The organism is Virgibacillus senegalensis (assembly GCF_000821245.2).
Taxonomy (GTDB): domain Bacteria; phylum Bacillota; class Bacilli; order Bacillales; family Amphibacillaceae; genus Sediminibacillus; species Sediminibacillus senegalensis.
The window spans coordinates 990,760-1,007,319 of sequence record NZ_LN611424.1; the positions used below are offsets into that span (position 1 = coordinate 990,760).

Below are 16,560 nucleotides of genomic sequence, written 5' to 3' on the forward strand. Positions count from 1 at the left end.
CCCATTCTTCCCGTACAAGCTTGGTAAAAAACTGATGAAAGCGTTATCATAATGTGTTATGATGAATAATAATCATTAAATATATTAGTGATTCAAAGCTTTCGGCTTCACTTTTTGATTGCTGCTGACATACAATATGTTAAATACATCAGGATGCAGCTACAGGGTCCATCAAATCAAGGGGGTGTAGGTATGCTGTCTGTTAAACGATTCAAACCATATTACATTAAAGAAGAGCGTGATTGTATTAGGGTGGTACTTGCTTATCAATATTTTTCGCTTCTGCTGGATGACAAGGTTTATCAGTTTGTCCCGCTTGAATCACGCGAAATTATCGTCAACCGGGAAACACGCCAAGTAGAGAATCAAGATGACGTATTCGTCTTCCAAAAAGGGAAGGAATATAATCGCCTGCCACTTTCCGATTTAATCAGATTGAAGGACTTTATTACACAACTAAATACCATTATCCACCCTTACTTAACTAAGTCGTCGATAATCATGGATGAAGCCGAAACGGTCATTGAGCAGCTTGAAGAAGAAAACCTGAAACGGTTGATCGACAAAGCCCTGGAGGCAGGAGATCAGGACACCTTCAAAAAGCTGGCAACCATGCTCAATGCAGAATACGGCCAAGGCAAGTCCTGACTGCTGATCCTTGATTCTAGCCAATGATTTTTAATAGGCAATAACCAAAAAAAAAGGCCCTTTAACCTCCAGAAGGTAAAGTGGCTTTTTTATGTGCGGATAGGTGTATTTTCTCCATTTGTAATGGAAAAGCATCTGTGTATTTGCTTATTCAACCTTTTTCTTCAAATCCTCGCTTTCCCTTTACATGTTATAACTTTAACCCGCTCCGGCTCTTGAAACGTAACAGAATCTGGCTGTCCACCGGGAAATTCCTTCCAAAGCATATAATTCCTTATTGATAAATGACTCCAGTTAAGTAAAATCGTCCACTAGCACATGCATGTGCTGAGTGCTTGGACCGGTCATTTGATAACAGCTTGCGACGCAAGGATTGTTCGCTAAGTTTTCTGCAACTTCAACTAAATTATTCGGAACAATCTACGCCAAAAAATGCAGAAAGATTTTTTCCTGCTATTTCACTACTCCAATCGTACCCTGTCAGATGATATATTAAAGCATTGGTTTGAAACATTCGCTCCAGGCGGAAGACCGCTGGAAATCGAAGAAGTATGGAGGTCGCCCGGACATGCGAATACGTTGAGGGCTATTAAGTGAGACCAATGGAGAATCTTTTTATCAGGGAATTGGCAACAAAACAGCTGCCTTTACTAAGAAGGAAAGGTTTTCTGACAAGAGAAGATCTGGAAGGGTATTTAGCCGGAATGGGTAGACCCGGTTTCTGTTCCGTATCGTGGCTATGATGTATGGGAGATACCACCTAATGAACAGGGGTTAATTGCATTGATGGCGTTGAATACATTAAATGGTTATACGTTTGGTGAAGATGAAAAAGGATCGATCGATACATATCATAAACAGATGAAAGCTATGAAGCTTGTACTCACTGAGGGTAAACAATATATTACGGAAAAACAACACATGACTTATTCTGTAGATGATTTGCTGGCCGAAGCTTATACTAAACAAAGGCGAATGTTACGAAGAAGCATTGATGCCAAAGCCGGGCAATCCACCAAAGGGAGGAACGGTCTATTTGGCGACTGCTGATCAGGAAGGAAACATGCAATAATTCGGAGGTATGCAAATGACACAATGGCATTTATTTTTAGCTTTTTTTCGGGTCGGAATTTTCGGTTACGGAGGGGGACCTGCTTCGATTCCGCTTGTTCAAAAGGAGGTAGTCGATAAATATAAATGGATGGACAATGATGAGTTTGCCAGTATACTGGCCCTTGGCAATTCATTGCCCGGACCAATTGCGACGAAAATGGCCGGTTACATAGGTTACCGTGTTTCCGGTCTGATTGGAATGGTTAATGCTGTATTGGCAACCATCTTGCCGACAATTGTCTTCATGATCATCCTGCTTACCTTTTTGGCGTCCATGAGCAACCGCCCCTGGGTGCAGGGGATGACCAACGCTGTAGTTCCGGTAGTAGGTGTCATGCTTGCTATCCTAACTTATGACTTTTTGAAAAAGGCGAAAGGCGGTCTGGGATGGATGATGACTATCGTTCTTGCGGTTTCCTCTTTGCTTTTGATGGAATGGGCTGGATTGCACCCAGGAATACTGATAGCGGGTTTATTACTTTATGCGCTTTTTGGCCCTATGGATCAAAAGCAGCAAGCCCAGAATTCCGAAAAGGCTAAACAGAGAGGACAATCATCATGATTTACTGGAGAATATTCTTGGCGTTCTTTATACCTGGTATTATTGGTTATGGCGGGGGACCTGCTTCGATTCCCTTAGTGGAAAACGAGGTAGTAGATCGATATCATTGGATGTCTGTCAGTGACTTTAGTGAAATGCTCGCGATGGCGAATGCCCTCCCCGGCCCGATAGCTACCAAGATGGCTGGCTATATCGGATATCAGCAGGGCGGTATCCTCGGATCGACTGTCGGAGTTTTTGCTACGGTGGCGCCTTCACTGCTTTTAATGATAGTGCTGCTGAGCATATTGAATAAATTCAAGAATTCTCCCCGTGTAAAAAAGATGACAGCTTTGATTCGCCCTACAATTGCTGTTTTGCTCGGTATTATGGCCTTCAGCTTTTTTCATACCTCCTATCAGGACACGGGGATTTGGCAGACGGTTTTCTTGATAGTAACGAGTTTTTTATTGCTGGAAAAGTGGAAAGTGCATCCTGCCTTTGTGATCATGGGAACATTGGCATATGGAGCGTTGTTTTTAGGGTAGGCTGCTTTTTTCGAAAAAAAGTGGATCTGCCGCCTAGCTTATACATTCTGTAAAATAACGCTTTTCGTGGGCGGCTGGTGAGCGTGCTCGAAAGAACCCTTGTCATATCTCACCCTTGCTTCTCTCGCTGGCATCTCACGTAAGAGTATGACCAGCTTCCTAATCTTCAAGCTGTAACGGATTGTTTATAGGATTTTTCGGGTCGACAGGCGCATGAGTCTGTCGATTTTTTATGGGCAAACACTTTGATTGCTGAATGAAAAGGAAAAGGTATAAGCTACAAACAAATGGATGAACAGGAGAGGATAAACATGGATCTTCAGTTAACAGGAAAAACAGCGGCTGTAACAGCTTCCAGCAAGGGACTTGGCAAGGCAGCTGCGCTTGAGCTGGCGAAGGAAGGGGCAAATGTCCTGATTTCCAGCCGGGATGAGCAGGAATTGCAAAAAACTGTAGAGGAAATTAAACAAAAATCAAACAATGATAAGGTCGCCTATGTGGTCTGTGATATGAAAAATCCAGCCGATATCAAAAAGATGGTGGAACAAGCGGCTGGTTTTACCGGAACAATCGATATCCTCGTGAATAATGCCGGAGGTCCCCCATCCGGAGCTTTTCTTGACTTTTCTGACGAAGATTGGCAGCACGCATTTGAGCTCAATTTATTAAGCTTTGTCCGGACTATTCGTGAGGTGGTGCCTTATATGAAAAAGCAGCAAAGCGGAAGAATTGTCAACATTGCTTCTTCATCGATCAAATCGAGTTTGGACAACCTTATTCTTTCCAATACAATGCGGCCTGGGATTGTAGGACTTGCCAAAAGCCTTTCTCAAGAGCTGGCACCCGATAATATATTGATCAATACCATTGGACCTGGCAGGATCGAGACGGGAAGAATAATGGAATTGAATAAAAAAACAGCAGAGAACAAAGGAATATCTCTGGAACAAGCGAAAAAAGAGGCAGACAGACAGATTCCGATAAACCGCTTGGGGCAACCGGAGGAGTTTGCGAAAACAGTAGTATTTTTAGTATCGGGAGCCAATACTTATATAACCGGCCAATCGCTACTAGTGGATGGAGGCCTGGTCAAAGCTTTATAGCGACCAGTAAAATCGGGGAAACGTAATAATATAAGGAAAATAGGACATAAATGAAACATAAAGGATGTTTTCGCAATTGGAAGGATGGGTGCACAAATGGAAAAAGCATTGCAAAAACGGTTTATAACAAAAATGGATGCAAGTCCTGCTTTTTTTGGTGTCCGTTACCGTTCGCAGCCTTTCCAAGAAGCGGAAACGGATGAACAGGCGAAGCACAGACTGGAAGCAATGCTTGAAAAAGGAATAAATGTCATCGAAGCAACAACTATTACTTCGGTCAAACAAATCAGTACCCTTTTTCCTATGCGTCAGGAGGAGATTATCGTTTGTTTGACATGTGGTTTATCCTCGCTTTCTTTGAGAGAAGAAGACATAATTTCCTCCCAGGTGATTAAGCAATCAATCGATAAAGTTTTGGACCAATTGCCACTGAAAACAGTCGACATCCTTTTTTTTGATTATGCAGACGTACCTGCAGCGGTGATCGAAAATGGTGAAATCTTTCAAGCGATGAGAGCCGTTCGGGATGAGGGGAAAGTAGAATTCTTAGGTGCATGCATCCGTAACCATCCTGGTGAGCAATTTATTTTATCCAACACATTTGACGTGATTCAGCTTGAATATAACTTGATTAATCAAACGAATGAATCGAGTATCAGGCTGGCCAACGAAAAAGGTATCGGTGTTTTTGTCTGGAACGGCCTTGCTGACGGTTTACTGGACATGAATGATCCGGCTTCTCCGAAAAGCAGTGAATTACAGCAACTGATGGAAATGGTGGATGATGATCAAGAGAAGCTTCATCGGCTTGCACTTCATTTTATTCACCGGAATAAAGCCATTCATTCAATTCTCCTAAAACCAAATGGAGTGGCTGAATTGCAGAAAAGCATTGATTTATTGGAAGAAGAGGTGGATGAGTGGCTTCTCCAACGTGTGGCGGCTTTGTATCAACCATAAAATATTTATCCCCCCGTGTTAAATAAACGGGGGGATATTTTGTCTAATAGGAAAAGCCTGGAGATCCCTGGCCGAATCTTGGCAACAACCTGCTACCAGAAATATTGAATCTACCAGAAATGAGATAAATACCGCTTTGTTTTGTTACGGCACAAAGCGCTCCAAACTGCCAGTTTTCATTATTGCCATCTTGTTGGAAACGACTGCATATCGATTCCCCAGACTGCCGGAAGCAGGTAAAAAACAGCAAGTGTGATGACCGCAATTGCTGCAATATTAAGAGAGATCCCTGCTTTCGCCATATCAGGTATTTTTAAATATCCCGACCCAAAGACAACCGCATTCGGCGGGGTAGCGACCGGCAGCATGAATGCACATGAGGCAGCAATTGCAGCAGCAGCCATTAGGACATACGGATGAACGTCGATGGCCATGGCAAGAGACGACATAATGGGCATCATCATCGTACCTGTAGCTGTATTGGAAGTGATTTCGGTCAGGAAAATAACCATGGCAGTTGCCAGCAGGACAATGATGAATAAATGAACATTTCCTAGTATGGTCAATTGTTCCCCCATCCATCTCGCAAGTCCGGATTCAGTGAAACCGGCAGCGATGGCAAGACCTCCACCGAAAAGAAGCAGGATCCCCCATGGCAGCCGCTTGGCTGTTTCCCAATCCATTATGGCACCGCCATGCCTTTTCCCGGCAGGAATGAGGAACAAACAAATGGCTGCTGCAATAGCGATGATTGCATCATTTATCCCTGGAACGTAATTACTGAGAAGGAAGGAGCGCGTAATCCAGGCTGTTGCCGCCAGTACAAATACAATCGAAACCGTTCGCTCTTCCCGCGTCATTGCACCTAGAGACTGTTTTTGACTTCGGATAACTTCTTTTCCACCGGGAAGCTGCTTAATACCTGGAGGATAAGCAATCTTGATCAAATAATACCAAGCCAACGCCAATAGAACGAGAACAAGCGGAACACCGAACGTCATCCACAGTGCAAACGAAATGTCGATTCCGTAAGTTTCCTTAATGAAGCCGACCATGATGGTATTTGGCGGGGTGCCGATAATGGTTCCCAGCCCTCCTATGGAAGCGGAATAAGCAATCCCGAGCATTAGTGCTTTCCCGAATGTGAAATTCTCCGGATCGACGCTACCGGGTCTTTCTGCATTCATCGAATCGGACACCTGATAAATGATGGCTAAACCGATTGGGACCATCATCATGGCGGTAGCGGTATTGGAAATCCACATTGATAAAAATCCGGTTGCTACCATGAACCCCAGAATGATTTTTTCCGTGCTTGTACCGATTGCGGAAATGATCGATAAAGCGATCCGTTTATGCAAATTCCACTTTTCCATTGCCAATGCAATGATAAATCCGCCCATAAAAAGAAAAACTGTATCAGAACCGTACGCAGAAGTTGTCGTGTCGATATCCATTCCGCCAGTCAAGGGGAATAATACAATTGGCAAAATGGAGGTAGCGGGAATCGGAATCGCTTCAGTGATCCACCAGACAGCTATCCAAAGTGTACTTGCTAATATCGCAACGCCCGACTGGTCAAGCCCTGACGGGTGAAAAAATAATAAGACGACTAAAAAAAGTAATGGTCCGGTAAGCAGACCAATCCGCTGCCGTTTACCTGGCCTGTCGGGTGCTTTTCCTTCAGGCATTCCGGTGGGTGAACCACCGCTTATTCCTTTTGCGAAAAATTGAAGCAGGTTATCCAGTTGTTTGTGTTGCATCCATAATCCTTGCCAGCTCCAACGCAATAATGCTTTCATTGCTATCATCCTTTCAAGTGTTGTACATGCTGTAATGGTTTAATTAGTCATTCCAGGGTGCAGAAAAGATCCAAAATACAGGAAAGAAATGAACCGTTTTATTTGGTCTGCAACCAAAACTAGCAAACATTCATTACCATTGATTGGACAATGGACTGGTGAAAAACACGATGGAATGAGATAATCTAATAGAAACAGTTGTATTCGATTACCGCTTTTTATTAACCGCTTACAAGGCGGCGCAGGAGGATAAAAATGAAGAAACTGCCAAAACGTATTTTATTCACCATAGTACTTGCGCTATTCCTTGCCAGTTTTTTTCTTATGCTGTACTTCGGTAAAGAAACTTTCTACGTCGAAAAGCAAATTTCCTCCCAGCAAATCTATGATTATCATTTTGCTCTTATTACGGAGGAAGTCGGAAATGATTATTGGAGGGAGATAGAAAACGGTGCAAAGGAAGAGGCAGCGAAGCATAACGTTTATTTAGAATATATTGGTCCACGAAAAAGCGATAAAGAAGAAAAACTGCAAACCTTTGACCGGATGATCTCGTCGAAGGTGGACGGCATCATTACCCAGGGGATACCAGGAGAACGATTTAAAGCGCTTGTCCATAAAGCAGTGGAAAGAGGAATAAAAGTAATCACGGTTGATACCGATGTCCCCGACAGTGAGCGGCAGCTGTATGTCGGAACGGACAATTACAAGGCGGGCTACTCGGCAGGACAGGCAATCATTAAAGATACCGAAGGGGAGATCATGGTCGGAGCGGTTATCGGAATGTTCGATGCGTTGAATCAGCAAGAACGGCTTCAGGGCTTTAAAGATGCAATAGCCGAATCCGACCGGATAGAATTGGTGGAAGTGATGGAGTCAAATATCACCGAGATAGGGGCAGCCGAAGCGACTTATTCACTGTTAAAACAGTATCCGCAAATCAATGCGTTAGTCGGAATGAGTGCCTTGGACGGAGTGGGAATTGTGCAGGGAATTGAGGAAATCCACCTCGACCATACTCCTTACGTACTAAGTTTCGATATTTTACCACAGACTTTGGAAATGATCGATCAAGGAAAAATTGCAGCGACAGTGTCACAATATCCTGCACAAATGGGAAAACAGGCAGTCAGCCGATTACTTGACCTCCAGAACGGCAGAAAGGTGGAGCAGATGCAATATACCGGGACCGGCATTATTCGGGCCAGGGATATCCGTAACGGGGAAATCATCCGGAAGGGTGAGCGCTCATGAAATCGATTCGCACGAAATTGATCTTTTATTTTTTTGTATTTGTCATTCTGTTCAATATCGTATCGATTTCCATTTATGTCAGCTCCAATACGCTTGCCAATTCCTATCACTCTAGTTTTGAACGCTTTTTGTTATTGAATTCGATTTCCCAGTCGGCAAATAAACTCTATGAAAATACCAAAGCCTATGTCATGGAACAGTCAGAAGAAAATCAAGCTGCCTATTATCAATCACGCCGTTCGATGATGCAAGAGGAAGAACGTCTGCAGAATATGCTTAGTAGCGAAGAACAAATACATACGAGAAACTATATCAATTTGATTGATAACATTATCTATGAAAGTGAAATCACTACCGGTTTTGTCCTTCGTGATGATATTGAAAGGTACACAGCTCATTTGAAGGAAACCGAAAGTACTGCTTCTTATATTCAGGAAACCACCCTGCATTTGATCGATCTGGAATTGACGGAGTATCAAACCTTGTACCAGGATCTACAGGAGCGTAATGAAGCGTTTCGCTGGTTTAGCTTTTTCGTGTTCACGACAACCGTGATGCTTGCCGTATTTTTTGCCATCTGGTTTTCCAACGGTATCAATAAGCCGATACAAACATTGACACGAGCGGCAAGAGAGGTTTCCAGCGGTCGTTTTGATGGAGAACCTGTCGAGGTCCGCTCCAATGATGAATTAAAGTTGCTTGGCAGCTCCTTCAACCAGATGCGGGCCAGTATCCATGAATTGATTGAAGAAATAAAGGATCAATCAGAACAGGAACGGCTGATGAAAGAATTGGAGCTAAAACATTTGCAAAACCAAGTCAATCCACACTTTTTGTTTAACACCTTGAACACTATTTCAAAAATGGCTTACCTGGAGGAAGCCAAGTCAACCTCCAATTTGATTGATTCGACAGCCGCGCTTTTGCGCTATAGCCTCGGAGATATTGAGAAATTTGTACCGCTGCGTGAAGAAGTGCGTGCGGTGAAAGAGTATTTAACGATACAAAAAACGCGATTTACGGAAAGGATCACTTTTATTGTCGAGGTTGATGACGAGTGCCTGGATTTCCCAATCCCTCGGCTGACATTGCAGCCGCTTGTCGAAAATGCGTTTATACATGGGGTAGAGGAGCAAGAAGAGGGCGGTGAGATAAAACTATTCATCTATCAACAAGAAAAGGAAATCATCGTGGAGATTGCCGATAATGGAAAAGGGATGACTTCAGATAAAATTTCCAGCATCCTTAATTTTTCAAAGGAAAAGCCGGAAGGTCATATCGGCCATTCTACAGGTTTGGGAGTTACCAATGTAATCCGCAGGCTCCAACTGTTTTATCGTACAGAGCATGTCATCGAAATCGATTCACAGCCAGGTAAAGGGACGCAAATCAAACTGCTGCTGCCTAAGCAATTTTCATTAGCTGACAACGGGAGCCGGGAAGGAGGAAATGATGCGAGTACTGATAGCCGAAGATGAACTTTTGGAACGAAAAGCGATGCGTAAATTTCTCGAAGATAATTTTTCTGATTTAACCGTAGTTGGAGAGGCTGCAAACGGCAGAAAAGCAATCGAAATGGCAGAAGCTTTGCAGCCGCAAGTAGTGCTAATGGACATAAAAATGCCCGGCATCAATGGATTAGAAGCAATAGAAAAAATTCATCAGCGGGATCCACACATTAAATTTATTCTTGTTTCTGCTTATGATTCTTTTGATTATGCCAAACAGGCGATGAAAATGGGAGTGAAAGAGTACATTCTGAAGCCCAGTAAAAAAGAAGAAACGATCCGTGCAATTTTGCGGGTGAAAAAAGAAGTGATGGAAGAATCGGCACGAGCTGAAGAATATCGGCATTCCAGTCTCATCGCCAGAGAACTATTCTTGACCCGGTTGATCAAACATGAAGTCGGTAAGGATACAGTCGAGCTACAGGAAACCCTGTTTCCACATTTGCAGTCAGCATACTTTCTAGTGGTCAAGCATCAGCAGCTAAGTGAAAAGGCTGCCGCCGGTTGGGCCAGTTACTTTGGGGAAGACGATTATATATACCGGATGGAAGATGATCAGCTGGTTATCGTCGTGTTATCGCAAGCCAAAAAGGAGAAAGGAGCAGTATTAAAACTTGCGCGGAAGCTGCAAATGCTGCTTGGTCACAAAGCATATATAGGGGCCGGTTATCCGAAAGAGAAACTGGAAGATTTACCTGACTCCTACCATCAGGCAATGCAGGCAGCCAGACACCTAGAACTAAACGGTCACAGCAATTTTGGATTTCCGCCGGCTGAACAGCGCCAGAGCAGTAACTTTCTGGAAGACATCCTGTTGGAAGTGATCAGCGGCAATCAATCCAATGCCGTCCACTTCTTTTCCGAGTTGTGGAAGAACGAAGAAGCTAGTGCCGAATTGCTCCATGAATTATATTTTCGATTGAAACAGGAGCTCCAACAGCGCAATATCCAGACACCGGAAACAGGACTCCCAACTGAGAGCGACTATTATGAGTGGGTGGATTTTTTGAAACTTTCGAGCTTGAATGTACAACACCATTATCATTCACAAGATAAGATTGAACGGGCAAAAAAATATATTCACGACCACTTTCATGAACCAATTAGTTTGGAGGATGCCGCTGAGCGTTCCGAGCTAAGCCCGAACTACTTTTCTAACCTGTTCAAAGCATCAACGGGTGAAACATTCATCGATTATTTAACCCATGTCAGGCTGCAAAAAGCAAAAGAGTTTTTGCATTCCAACCGCTATACGTTGAAAGAGATTTGTTTTATGGTCGGCTACAAGGATCCTAATTATTTCAGCAGGGTATTTAAGAAATACTTTTCGCTGTCTCCGAAGCAATATCAGAAAGAAATCTTAAAAAAGTGAAGAAAATCATAAAATAGTACAGAAAATTGTCCCCCTTTTTTCGGGAGACAATTTTATAATGGTAAATGTAAGCGTTAACTGAAAACGCTTTATAGCAAAAGAAAAGGGGGATTTATAAGTGAAAAAGCTGTTTGGCATTCTTTTATTAATGGTTATGGCACTTGTAATTGCAGCTTGTAGCTCTGATTCTTCATCTGAAGATGGAGATGACGCCAACGCGGAAGGCGGAGATTCAAATGAATCTGCTGAGTCTGGTGGAGGCGGCGAAGGAACAGTGGAGATCTTCAGCTGGTGGACTGGAGCCGGTGAAGAAGATGGACTGTTGGCATTGATCGACTTGTTCGAACAGGAGCACCCTGATATCACTGTGGACAATGCTGCTGTTGCCGGTGGAGCCGGAACAAACGCAAAAGCGGTACTGGCTACCCGGATGCAAGGGGACGATCCACCTTCTACTTTCCAGGTCCATGGGGGCGCTGAGCTGAATGAAGGCTGGGTGGCAGCCGATAAAATGGAGCCGTTGAATGACTTTTATGAAGAACAGGAATGGATGGATAAATTTCCTCAGGATTTAATCGACATGGTTAGCAAGGACGGTAACATTTATTCTGTCCCTGTCAATATCCATCGCGGCAATGTTATTTTCTACAATAAAAAAGTATTTGAAGATAATGGTTTGGAAGTACCTACTACTTACGACGAATTTGTTGAAGTAGCTGATCAATTACAGGATGCCGGTGTCACTCCGCTTGCGCTTGGTGACAAAGAGGCTTGGACAGCTACCCAGATTTTTGAAAACATTCTGCTTGGCGAGCTCGGTCCTGATGACTACAAGAGCTTATGGGCAGGCGATATTCCATTCGATGACGATCGTGTTGTGGCTGCCGCTGAGAAATTCAAAACTGTTCTTGGCTATGTAAACGATGATCACGCGTCCCGTAACTGGCAGGATGCTGCACAGTTGGTCGGTGACGGTGAAGCTGCGATGATCAATATGGGTGACTGGGCGAAGGGCTATTTCTCCAATGACCTTGATTTAGAAACAAACGTGGACTTCGGATACTTTGCATTCCCGGAAACAGATGGCGATTTTATGGTTATCACAGATACCTTCGGCTTGCCTAAAGGTGTAGAAAATCCGGATGAAGTAAAAGAATTTTTGAGCGTGCTTGGTTCTGTGGAAGGTCAGGATGCATTCAACCCGCTGAAGGGTTCGATTCCAGCCCGTGTTGACGCGGACGAATCCAAGTATGATGAATATGGTAAGGATGCAATGGAAGATTTCAATAATTCCAACTTGACTCCGAGTCTGGCACACGGTTCCGCGGCTGCAGAAGGCTTCGTAACCAAGGCGAACCAGGCAGTGAATATCTTCGTCACCCAGCTTGACGTCGATAATCTGATTAACACACTGAAAAATGCTGCATCTGAATTGTAAGAACTAAACAGGGTAATGCAACATTAATCAAAAAGCGGCTGACTCCGAAACAATGGTTGAAGCTTCTCTCCCTTGCCAGTTTACTGGTGGTGAAGAGTACGGCTCCGTCGTGAGGAGTCGGCCTCTTTCTTGATTGAGACTCTACCCTCTGACAGGAGGTTGATGACATGGCAGAACAAGCAGTTAACAGACAAGAACAGGATTATCCGGAACCAAGTCGGCAGCCGGCAGTGCATAAAGAAAAGAAACCGAAGAAAAAAATCTCCGGTGACCAGTGGGTGGCTGTCGGATTTTTAGCACCTTCTTTCTTATTGGTCCTCGTATTCGTGTACGGTTTCATAGGCTGGACCGGCTGGGTTTCCGTGAGTAACTGGAATACCCTTGTTCCGGATTTTTCATTTGCAGGATTGAAAAATTACATTTATTTGTTCAATGATTACCGCTTCCAGGCAGATTTGCGTAACACGGTATTTTTTACGATTCTTTTTATCGGATTGGTCATCGTGATGGGGCTTGGTTTATCCATTTTGATCGACCAGAAACTGAAGGGTGAATCCCTTTTTCGGAATATCTTTTTGTTTCCCATGGCCTTATCCTTTGTTGTTACCGGGGTTGTATGGCAATGGCTGCTCAATCCGTCGACTGGTTACAATCAGTTTCTGGCGCTGTTCGGAATCCAGCCGAAATGGTACACAGACACCAATATACTGGCAGGCTTTGAATGGGGAAGTATCGAATTCGGACTTCCTGTCGCCATCATTGCAGTCGTAATTGCAGCTGTCTGGCAAATGACCGGTTTTTCGCTGGCAATGTACCTGGCAGGTTTACGCGGTATTCCGGACGAATTGCGGGAAGCCGCCCGAATGGATGGTGCCTCTGAATTCCAGATTTACAAAAAAGTGATTTTACCGATGTTGATGCCGATTACGGTCAGTGTCATCATCATTATGGCGCACATATCGCTGAAAATATTTGATCTCATCTATGCGATGACTGGTTCTGGTGCAAACTTTGTCACCGACGTACCAGGTGTCTATATGTTTGAAACGACCTTCCGGGGCAACTACTATGCCAATGGTGCGGCAATCGCGATCATCATGCTGCTTCTGGTAGCTGTATTTATTGTCCCTTACTTACTGGCCAACAGAAGGAGTGATGGATAATGGCTACGTTCAACGTTTGGAAACCAATCAAATACTTGATCTTAATTGTGATGGCCATTATTTTCCTGACACCGGTTTACGTTATTCTCGTAACCAGCTTAAAACCATTAGATGAAGTATCGTTATCGAATATGTGGGCTTTGCCTTCTGCGATTGACTTTAGCAGCTATTCCCATGCATTCTCGGAACTCGCTCCGAATTTCATGAACAGTGTGTATCTGGTTGTTCCGGCGACCTTGTTGTCCGCATTACTAGGAGCGATGAACGGATACGTTTTGTCTAAATGGAGATTTAAAGGGTCGGAAGTGATTTTTACGATTATTTTGTTTGGGATGTTCATCCCTTATCAAAGTATCCTGATTCCGCTGATACAGTTTTTACGCAATATTGAATTGTACAACTCCATTGGCGGACTCATCCTGACTCACGTTGTTTATGGATTGCCGATTACAACCTTGATGTTCCGCAACTTTTATGCCAACATTCCTGATACCATGCTGGAAGCGGCTAAGATTGACGGGGCCAATTTCCTTGGAATTTTCCGCCACATTATTATTCCTTTATCGATTACCGGATTTGTGGTCGTGGCAATTTGGCAGTTCACGAATATTTGGAATGAATTTCTGTTCGCCGTGACTATTACCAACTCGGACAGCCAGCCAATCATGGTTGCCTTGCAAAACTTGTCCGGGAGCCAGATCGTCCAATGGAATGTCCAGATGGCTGGAGCATTGCTGGCAGCACTGCCGACATTGCTCGTCTATATTTTGCTCGGTAAATACTTTGTCCATGGATTACTTGCTGGATCTGTCAAAGGCTAATCCGACATTAGGGACTTGACGGGTAGTAAGGAACAGTAGAGAGGACGGATAATCGTGAAACATATGAATTGGGGTGTACTCAGCACAGCGGGCATTGGCAGACAACAACTGATCCCGGCGATCAAGCGCTCAATCAATGGGAGGGTTTCCGCTATTGCCAGCAGGGGAGATAAAGCTAAGCAGATTGCAGCAGAATTAGATATTGGCAGGGCTTATACCAGTTACGAGGAGCTGCTGGCAGATCCGGATATCCAAGCAGTCTACATCCCGCTGCCAAACAGTCTTCATAAACAATGGGTAATGGAAGCAGCGAAGCATGGTAAGCACATACTTTGTGAAAAGCCTGCTGCACTCAATGAAAATGAGCTTCAGGAAATGCTGGACACTTGTAAGACACATGGTGTTAGATTTATGGAAGCTTTTATGTATCAATTTCATCCACAGCATCAAAAAGTCCGGGATTTAATCACACAGGGAGAAATTGGAGAAGTTTCCCTTATCAGAGCAAGCTTCTCTTTTCTGCTTCAAGATGATCCAGAAAATATCAGGCTCAATAAGCAGCTGGGCGGCGGAGCGATTTACGATGTCGGCTGCTATTGCCTCCATTCCATACGGGAGATTTTGCAGGAAGAGCCAATTCGGGCTTACGCGCATGCCAGGCATAATGCTGCACACGTTGACACGACAGTTGCCGGGACATTGTCCTTTGCCAGCGGTGTGGAAGCGACCTTTGACTGCAGCTTCGACCAGTTTCCAGTAAACCGTTATGAAGTAATAGGTTCTACTGGGAAAATAGAGGTGCTGAACGCATACCGTCCAGACAAAAACCTTGATGGAGCAGGTTTGTTGCGCATATCGAAATCGAACGGGGAAACGCACGAAATGCATATCGAAGGGGATCAGTACAAGCTGCAGGTCGAGCATTTTGCTGAAGCCGTGTTGGAAAACAAGCCGCTGTTTTATACGGAAGAGAAAATGCTGAACAATATTAGAGCGATTGATGCCTGCTATAAGTCGATAGAGACTGGCGAAGCAGTGCGGTTGTAAATGTTGAAAAACCATCCTTTTGAGAGGCCACTGAAAAACTGAAGGTCTTCGAAAAGTAGAATTTTAATAAAGCGGTCTGTATGGAATTTGATTTCCATACAGACCGCTTTTTATCTAATTTCAATGATTTGTGCCCTCTATTCCTTCATTAGTTTAACGATTCGTTTCACATTAGCTGTGAAAATCGCCATCGCACTTTGCATGCGCATGCCTTCGAGACCCGAAGATGAGGCGACCTCATATCGGTGTCTGTGTTTCCATTCGCTATTCTTCGCTTCAATCTTATATCGTTCCTTCGCCCTTTCTTTAAAGGCATCACTGTTTTGAAAGGTGAGTTGATCGATATGTTCTTCGGATTTTAAGCTGACCGAATAACTTTTGGTTTTGGCACCAGGTTTATACTTTCTGAAGGGGACACCGTTTACACTTTTCGAAAAGTCATATGACCAGCCGGACAAACGTACAAGCCAGTGTCTTTATTAAATTCAAACTCTTCTTTTTTCTTACGATAACTATGAGAAACCGAAGGGTTCAACTTGGAAATGAGTTCGATCTCATTCTCTTTGGCATAATTGATAGTTTCCTTTGCCGAATAAGCTGTATCTCCAATGACTTCCTTCACTTCTAACCCAGCGTCTTGGCTTTTCTTCACTAACTCAAGTAATTGCTTTCCGTCCGTTTTTTCTCCGGTAGTCACTGTGGCTACAGTAATGATACGTTCCAGAGACATGCCGAGATCCGTCTTATATCCAAAGAAAGCAGAGTCAGCAGATTTGTGCCCCAAACAGGCATCAGGATCTTGAGACTCTTGTAATTCCAGTTGGTCATCTGTAATCGTCTCTTTCAGTAAGTTCAGAGGTTCTTTGATTTTGGGGATAAAAACGAGCTTTGGTTCCTTTTCAATGACTTCGACAAGACGTTCTGAATAGTCCAGCTCAGCTTCAAGCGTATCTTCGGTTGGTTTCAGGAAATTTTTCTTCATGGATTCATCGAGAGAATAAATCATTTTACGGACGTTCTTGGAACGGCTACGCAATACTTCTTGAGGGGATGTTTGATTGTATCGAGCCTTTGTGTGTGTCGCATTAAGGATGAGAGACTTCGATTGGATCACGCCTTTCTCAAGCGCGACCTCTACGGTTTTTCCAATCAGGAAATCTAAAAGGTTTGGATCTTTCAGACGTTTACGACGGAAGTAAGCTAATAAGCTGGGATCAATGACGTCATCTTCCGGTGCCATTT

Annotated in this window: 14 protein-coding genes and 2 pseudogenes; 13 read left to right on the plus strand and 3 right to left on the minus strand. The window is 43.8% G+C overall.

Annotated elements, in window-relative coordinates:
* Positions 1–192 precede the first annotated feature (192 nt).
* Entirely contained in the window at positions 193–648 is a 456-nt protein-coding gene (locus BN1067_RS08905; RefSeq protein WP_053218516.1) for an IDEAL domain-containing protein, read from the plus strand.
* A 190-nt stretch (positions 649–838) separates the two neighbouring features.
* Here the strand turns inward: BN1067_RS08905 and BN1067_RS20170 are convergent.
* Positions 839–1,114: pseudogene (locus BN1067_RS20170) on the minus strand (Lrp/AsnC family transcriptional regulator); the annotation flags it as partial.
* A gap of 287 nt (positions 1,115–1,401) precedes the next feature.
* On the opposite strand from BN1067_RS20170, the gene BN1067_RS20615 reads away from it, so the two are divergent.
* The 5 genes from BN1067_RS20615 (at position 1,402) to BN1067_RS08935 (ending at position 4,913) form a co-directional block, all read left to right on the plus strand.
* The gene (locus BN1067_RS20615) at positions 1,402–1,698 is read left to right on the plus strand and encodes a gamma-glutamyltransferase (protein WP_407701365.1); all 297 of its coding nucleotides are present in this window, start codon (positions 1,402–1,404) and stop codon (positions 1,696–1,698) included.
* 37 nt (positions 1,699–1,735) lie between these two features.
* On the plus strand, positions 1,736–2,323 hold the full coding sequence (locus tag BN1067_RS08920) for a chromate transporter (RefSeq protein ID WP_053218518.1): 588 nt from the start codon (positions 1,736–1,738) through the stop codon (positions 2,321–2,323).
* Positions 2,320–2,850: a chromate transporter gene (locus BN1067_RS08925; RefSeq protein WP_053218519.1), complete on the plus strand. Its 531-nt coding sequence runs from the start codon at positions 2,320–2,322 to the stop codon at positions 2,848–2,850. Before BN1067_RS08920 ends, BN1067_RS08925 begins: the two co-directional genes overlap by 4 nt.
* 311 nt (positions 2,851–3,161) lie before the next feature.
* A complete protein-coding gene (locus tag BN1067_RS08930) occupies positions 3,162–3,953 on the plus strand; it encodes an SDR family oxidoreductase (RefSeq protein WP_053218520.1) in 792 nt (263 codons plus the stop codon).
* A gap of 96 nt (positions 3,954–4,049) precedes the next feature.
* Positions 4,050–4,913, plus strand: coding sequence for an aldo/keto reductase (locus BN1067_RS08935; protein ID WP_053218521.1), 864 nt, complete (start codon positions 4,050–4,052; stop codon positions 4,911–4,913).
* Positions 4,914–5,092: 179 nt separating this feature from the next.
* Here the strand turns inward: BN1067_RS08935 and BN1067_RS08940 are convergent, their stop codons facing one another.
* Positions 5,093–6,715: an SLC13 family permease gene (locus BN1067_RS08940; protein WP_053218522.1), complete on the minus strand. Its 1,623-nt coding sequence runs from the start codon at positions 6,713–6,715 to the stop codon at positions 5,093–5,095.
* Positions 6,716–6,970: 255 nt separating this feature from the next.
* Here BN1067_RS08940 and BN1067_RS08945 point away from each other — a divergent pair, with 255 nt between their 5' ends.
* From BN1067_RS08945 to BN1067_RS08975, 7 genes are all read left to right on the plus strand, one after another.
* Positions 6,971–7,969 (plus strand): sugar-binding protein, encoded by a 999-nt coding sequence (locus BN1067_RS08945; protein WP_053218523.1) that lies wholly within the window; start codon positions 6,971–6,973, stop codon positions 7,967–7,969.
* Positions 7,966–9,447, plus strand: coding sequence for a sensor histidine kinase (locus tag BN1067_RS08950; RefSeq protein ID WP_053218524.1), 1,482 nt, complete (start codon positions 7,966–7,968; stop codon positions 9,445–9,447). Before BN1067_RS08945 ends, BN1067_RS08950 begins: the two co-directional genes overlap by 4 nt.
* Entirely contained in the window at positions 9,419–10,849 is a 1,431-nt protein-coding gene (locus BN1067_RS08955) for a response regulator (protein WP_110943394.1), read from the plus strand. The genes BN1067_RS08950 and BN1067_RS08955 overlap by 29 nt, the downstream gene beginning before the upstream one ends.
* A 148-nt stretch (positions 10,850–10,997) precedes the next feature.
* Positions 10,998–12,287: an ABC transporter substrate-binding protein gene (locus BN1067_RS08960; protein ID WP_053218541.1), complete on the plus strand. Its 1,290-nt coding sequence runs from the start codon at positions 10,998–11,000 to the stop codon at positions 12,285–12,287.
* Positions 12,288–12,454: 167 nt separating this feature from the next.
* Positions 12,455–13,450, plus strand: coding sequence for a carbohydrate ABC transporter permease (locus BN1067_RS08965; RefSeq protein ID WP_110943395.1), 996 nt, complete (start codon positions 12,455–12,457; stop codon positions 13,448–13,450).
* Between the two features lie 50 nt (positions 13,451–13,500).
* Positions 13,501–14,271 carry a carbohydrate ABC transporter permease gene (locus tag BN1067_RS08970; RefSeq protein ID WP_407701366.1) on the plus strand — a complete coding sequence of 257 codons (771 nt, stop codon included), beginning with the start codon at positions 13,501–13,503 and terminating at the stop codon, positions 14,269–14,271.
* Positions 14,272–14,334: 63 nt separating this feature from the next.
* Positions 14,335–15,318 (plus strand): Gfo/Idh/MocA family protein, encoded by a 984-nt coding sequence (locus BN1067_RS08975; RefSeq protein ID WP_324777886.1) that lies wholly within the window; start codon positions 14,335–14,337, stop codon positions 15,316–15,318.
* 137 nt (positions 15,319–15,455) lie between these two features.
* Here the strand turns inward: BN1067_RS08975 and BN1067_RS08985 are convergent.
* Positions 15,456–16,560: pseudogene (locus BN1067_RS08985) on the minus strand (transposase); the annotation flags it as partial.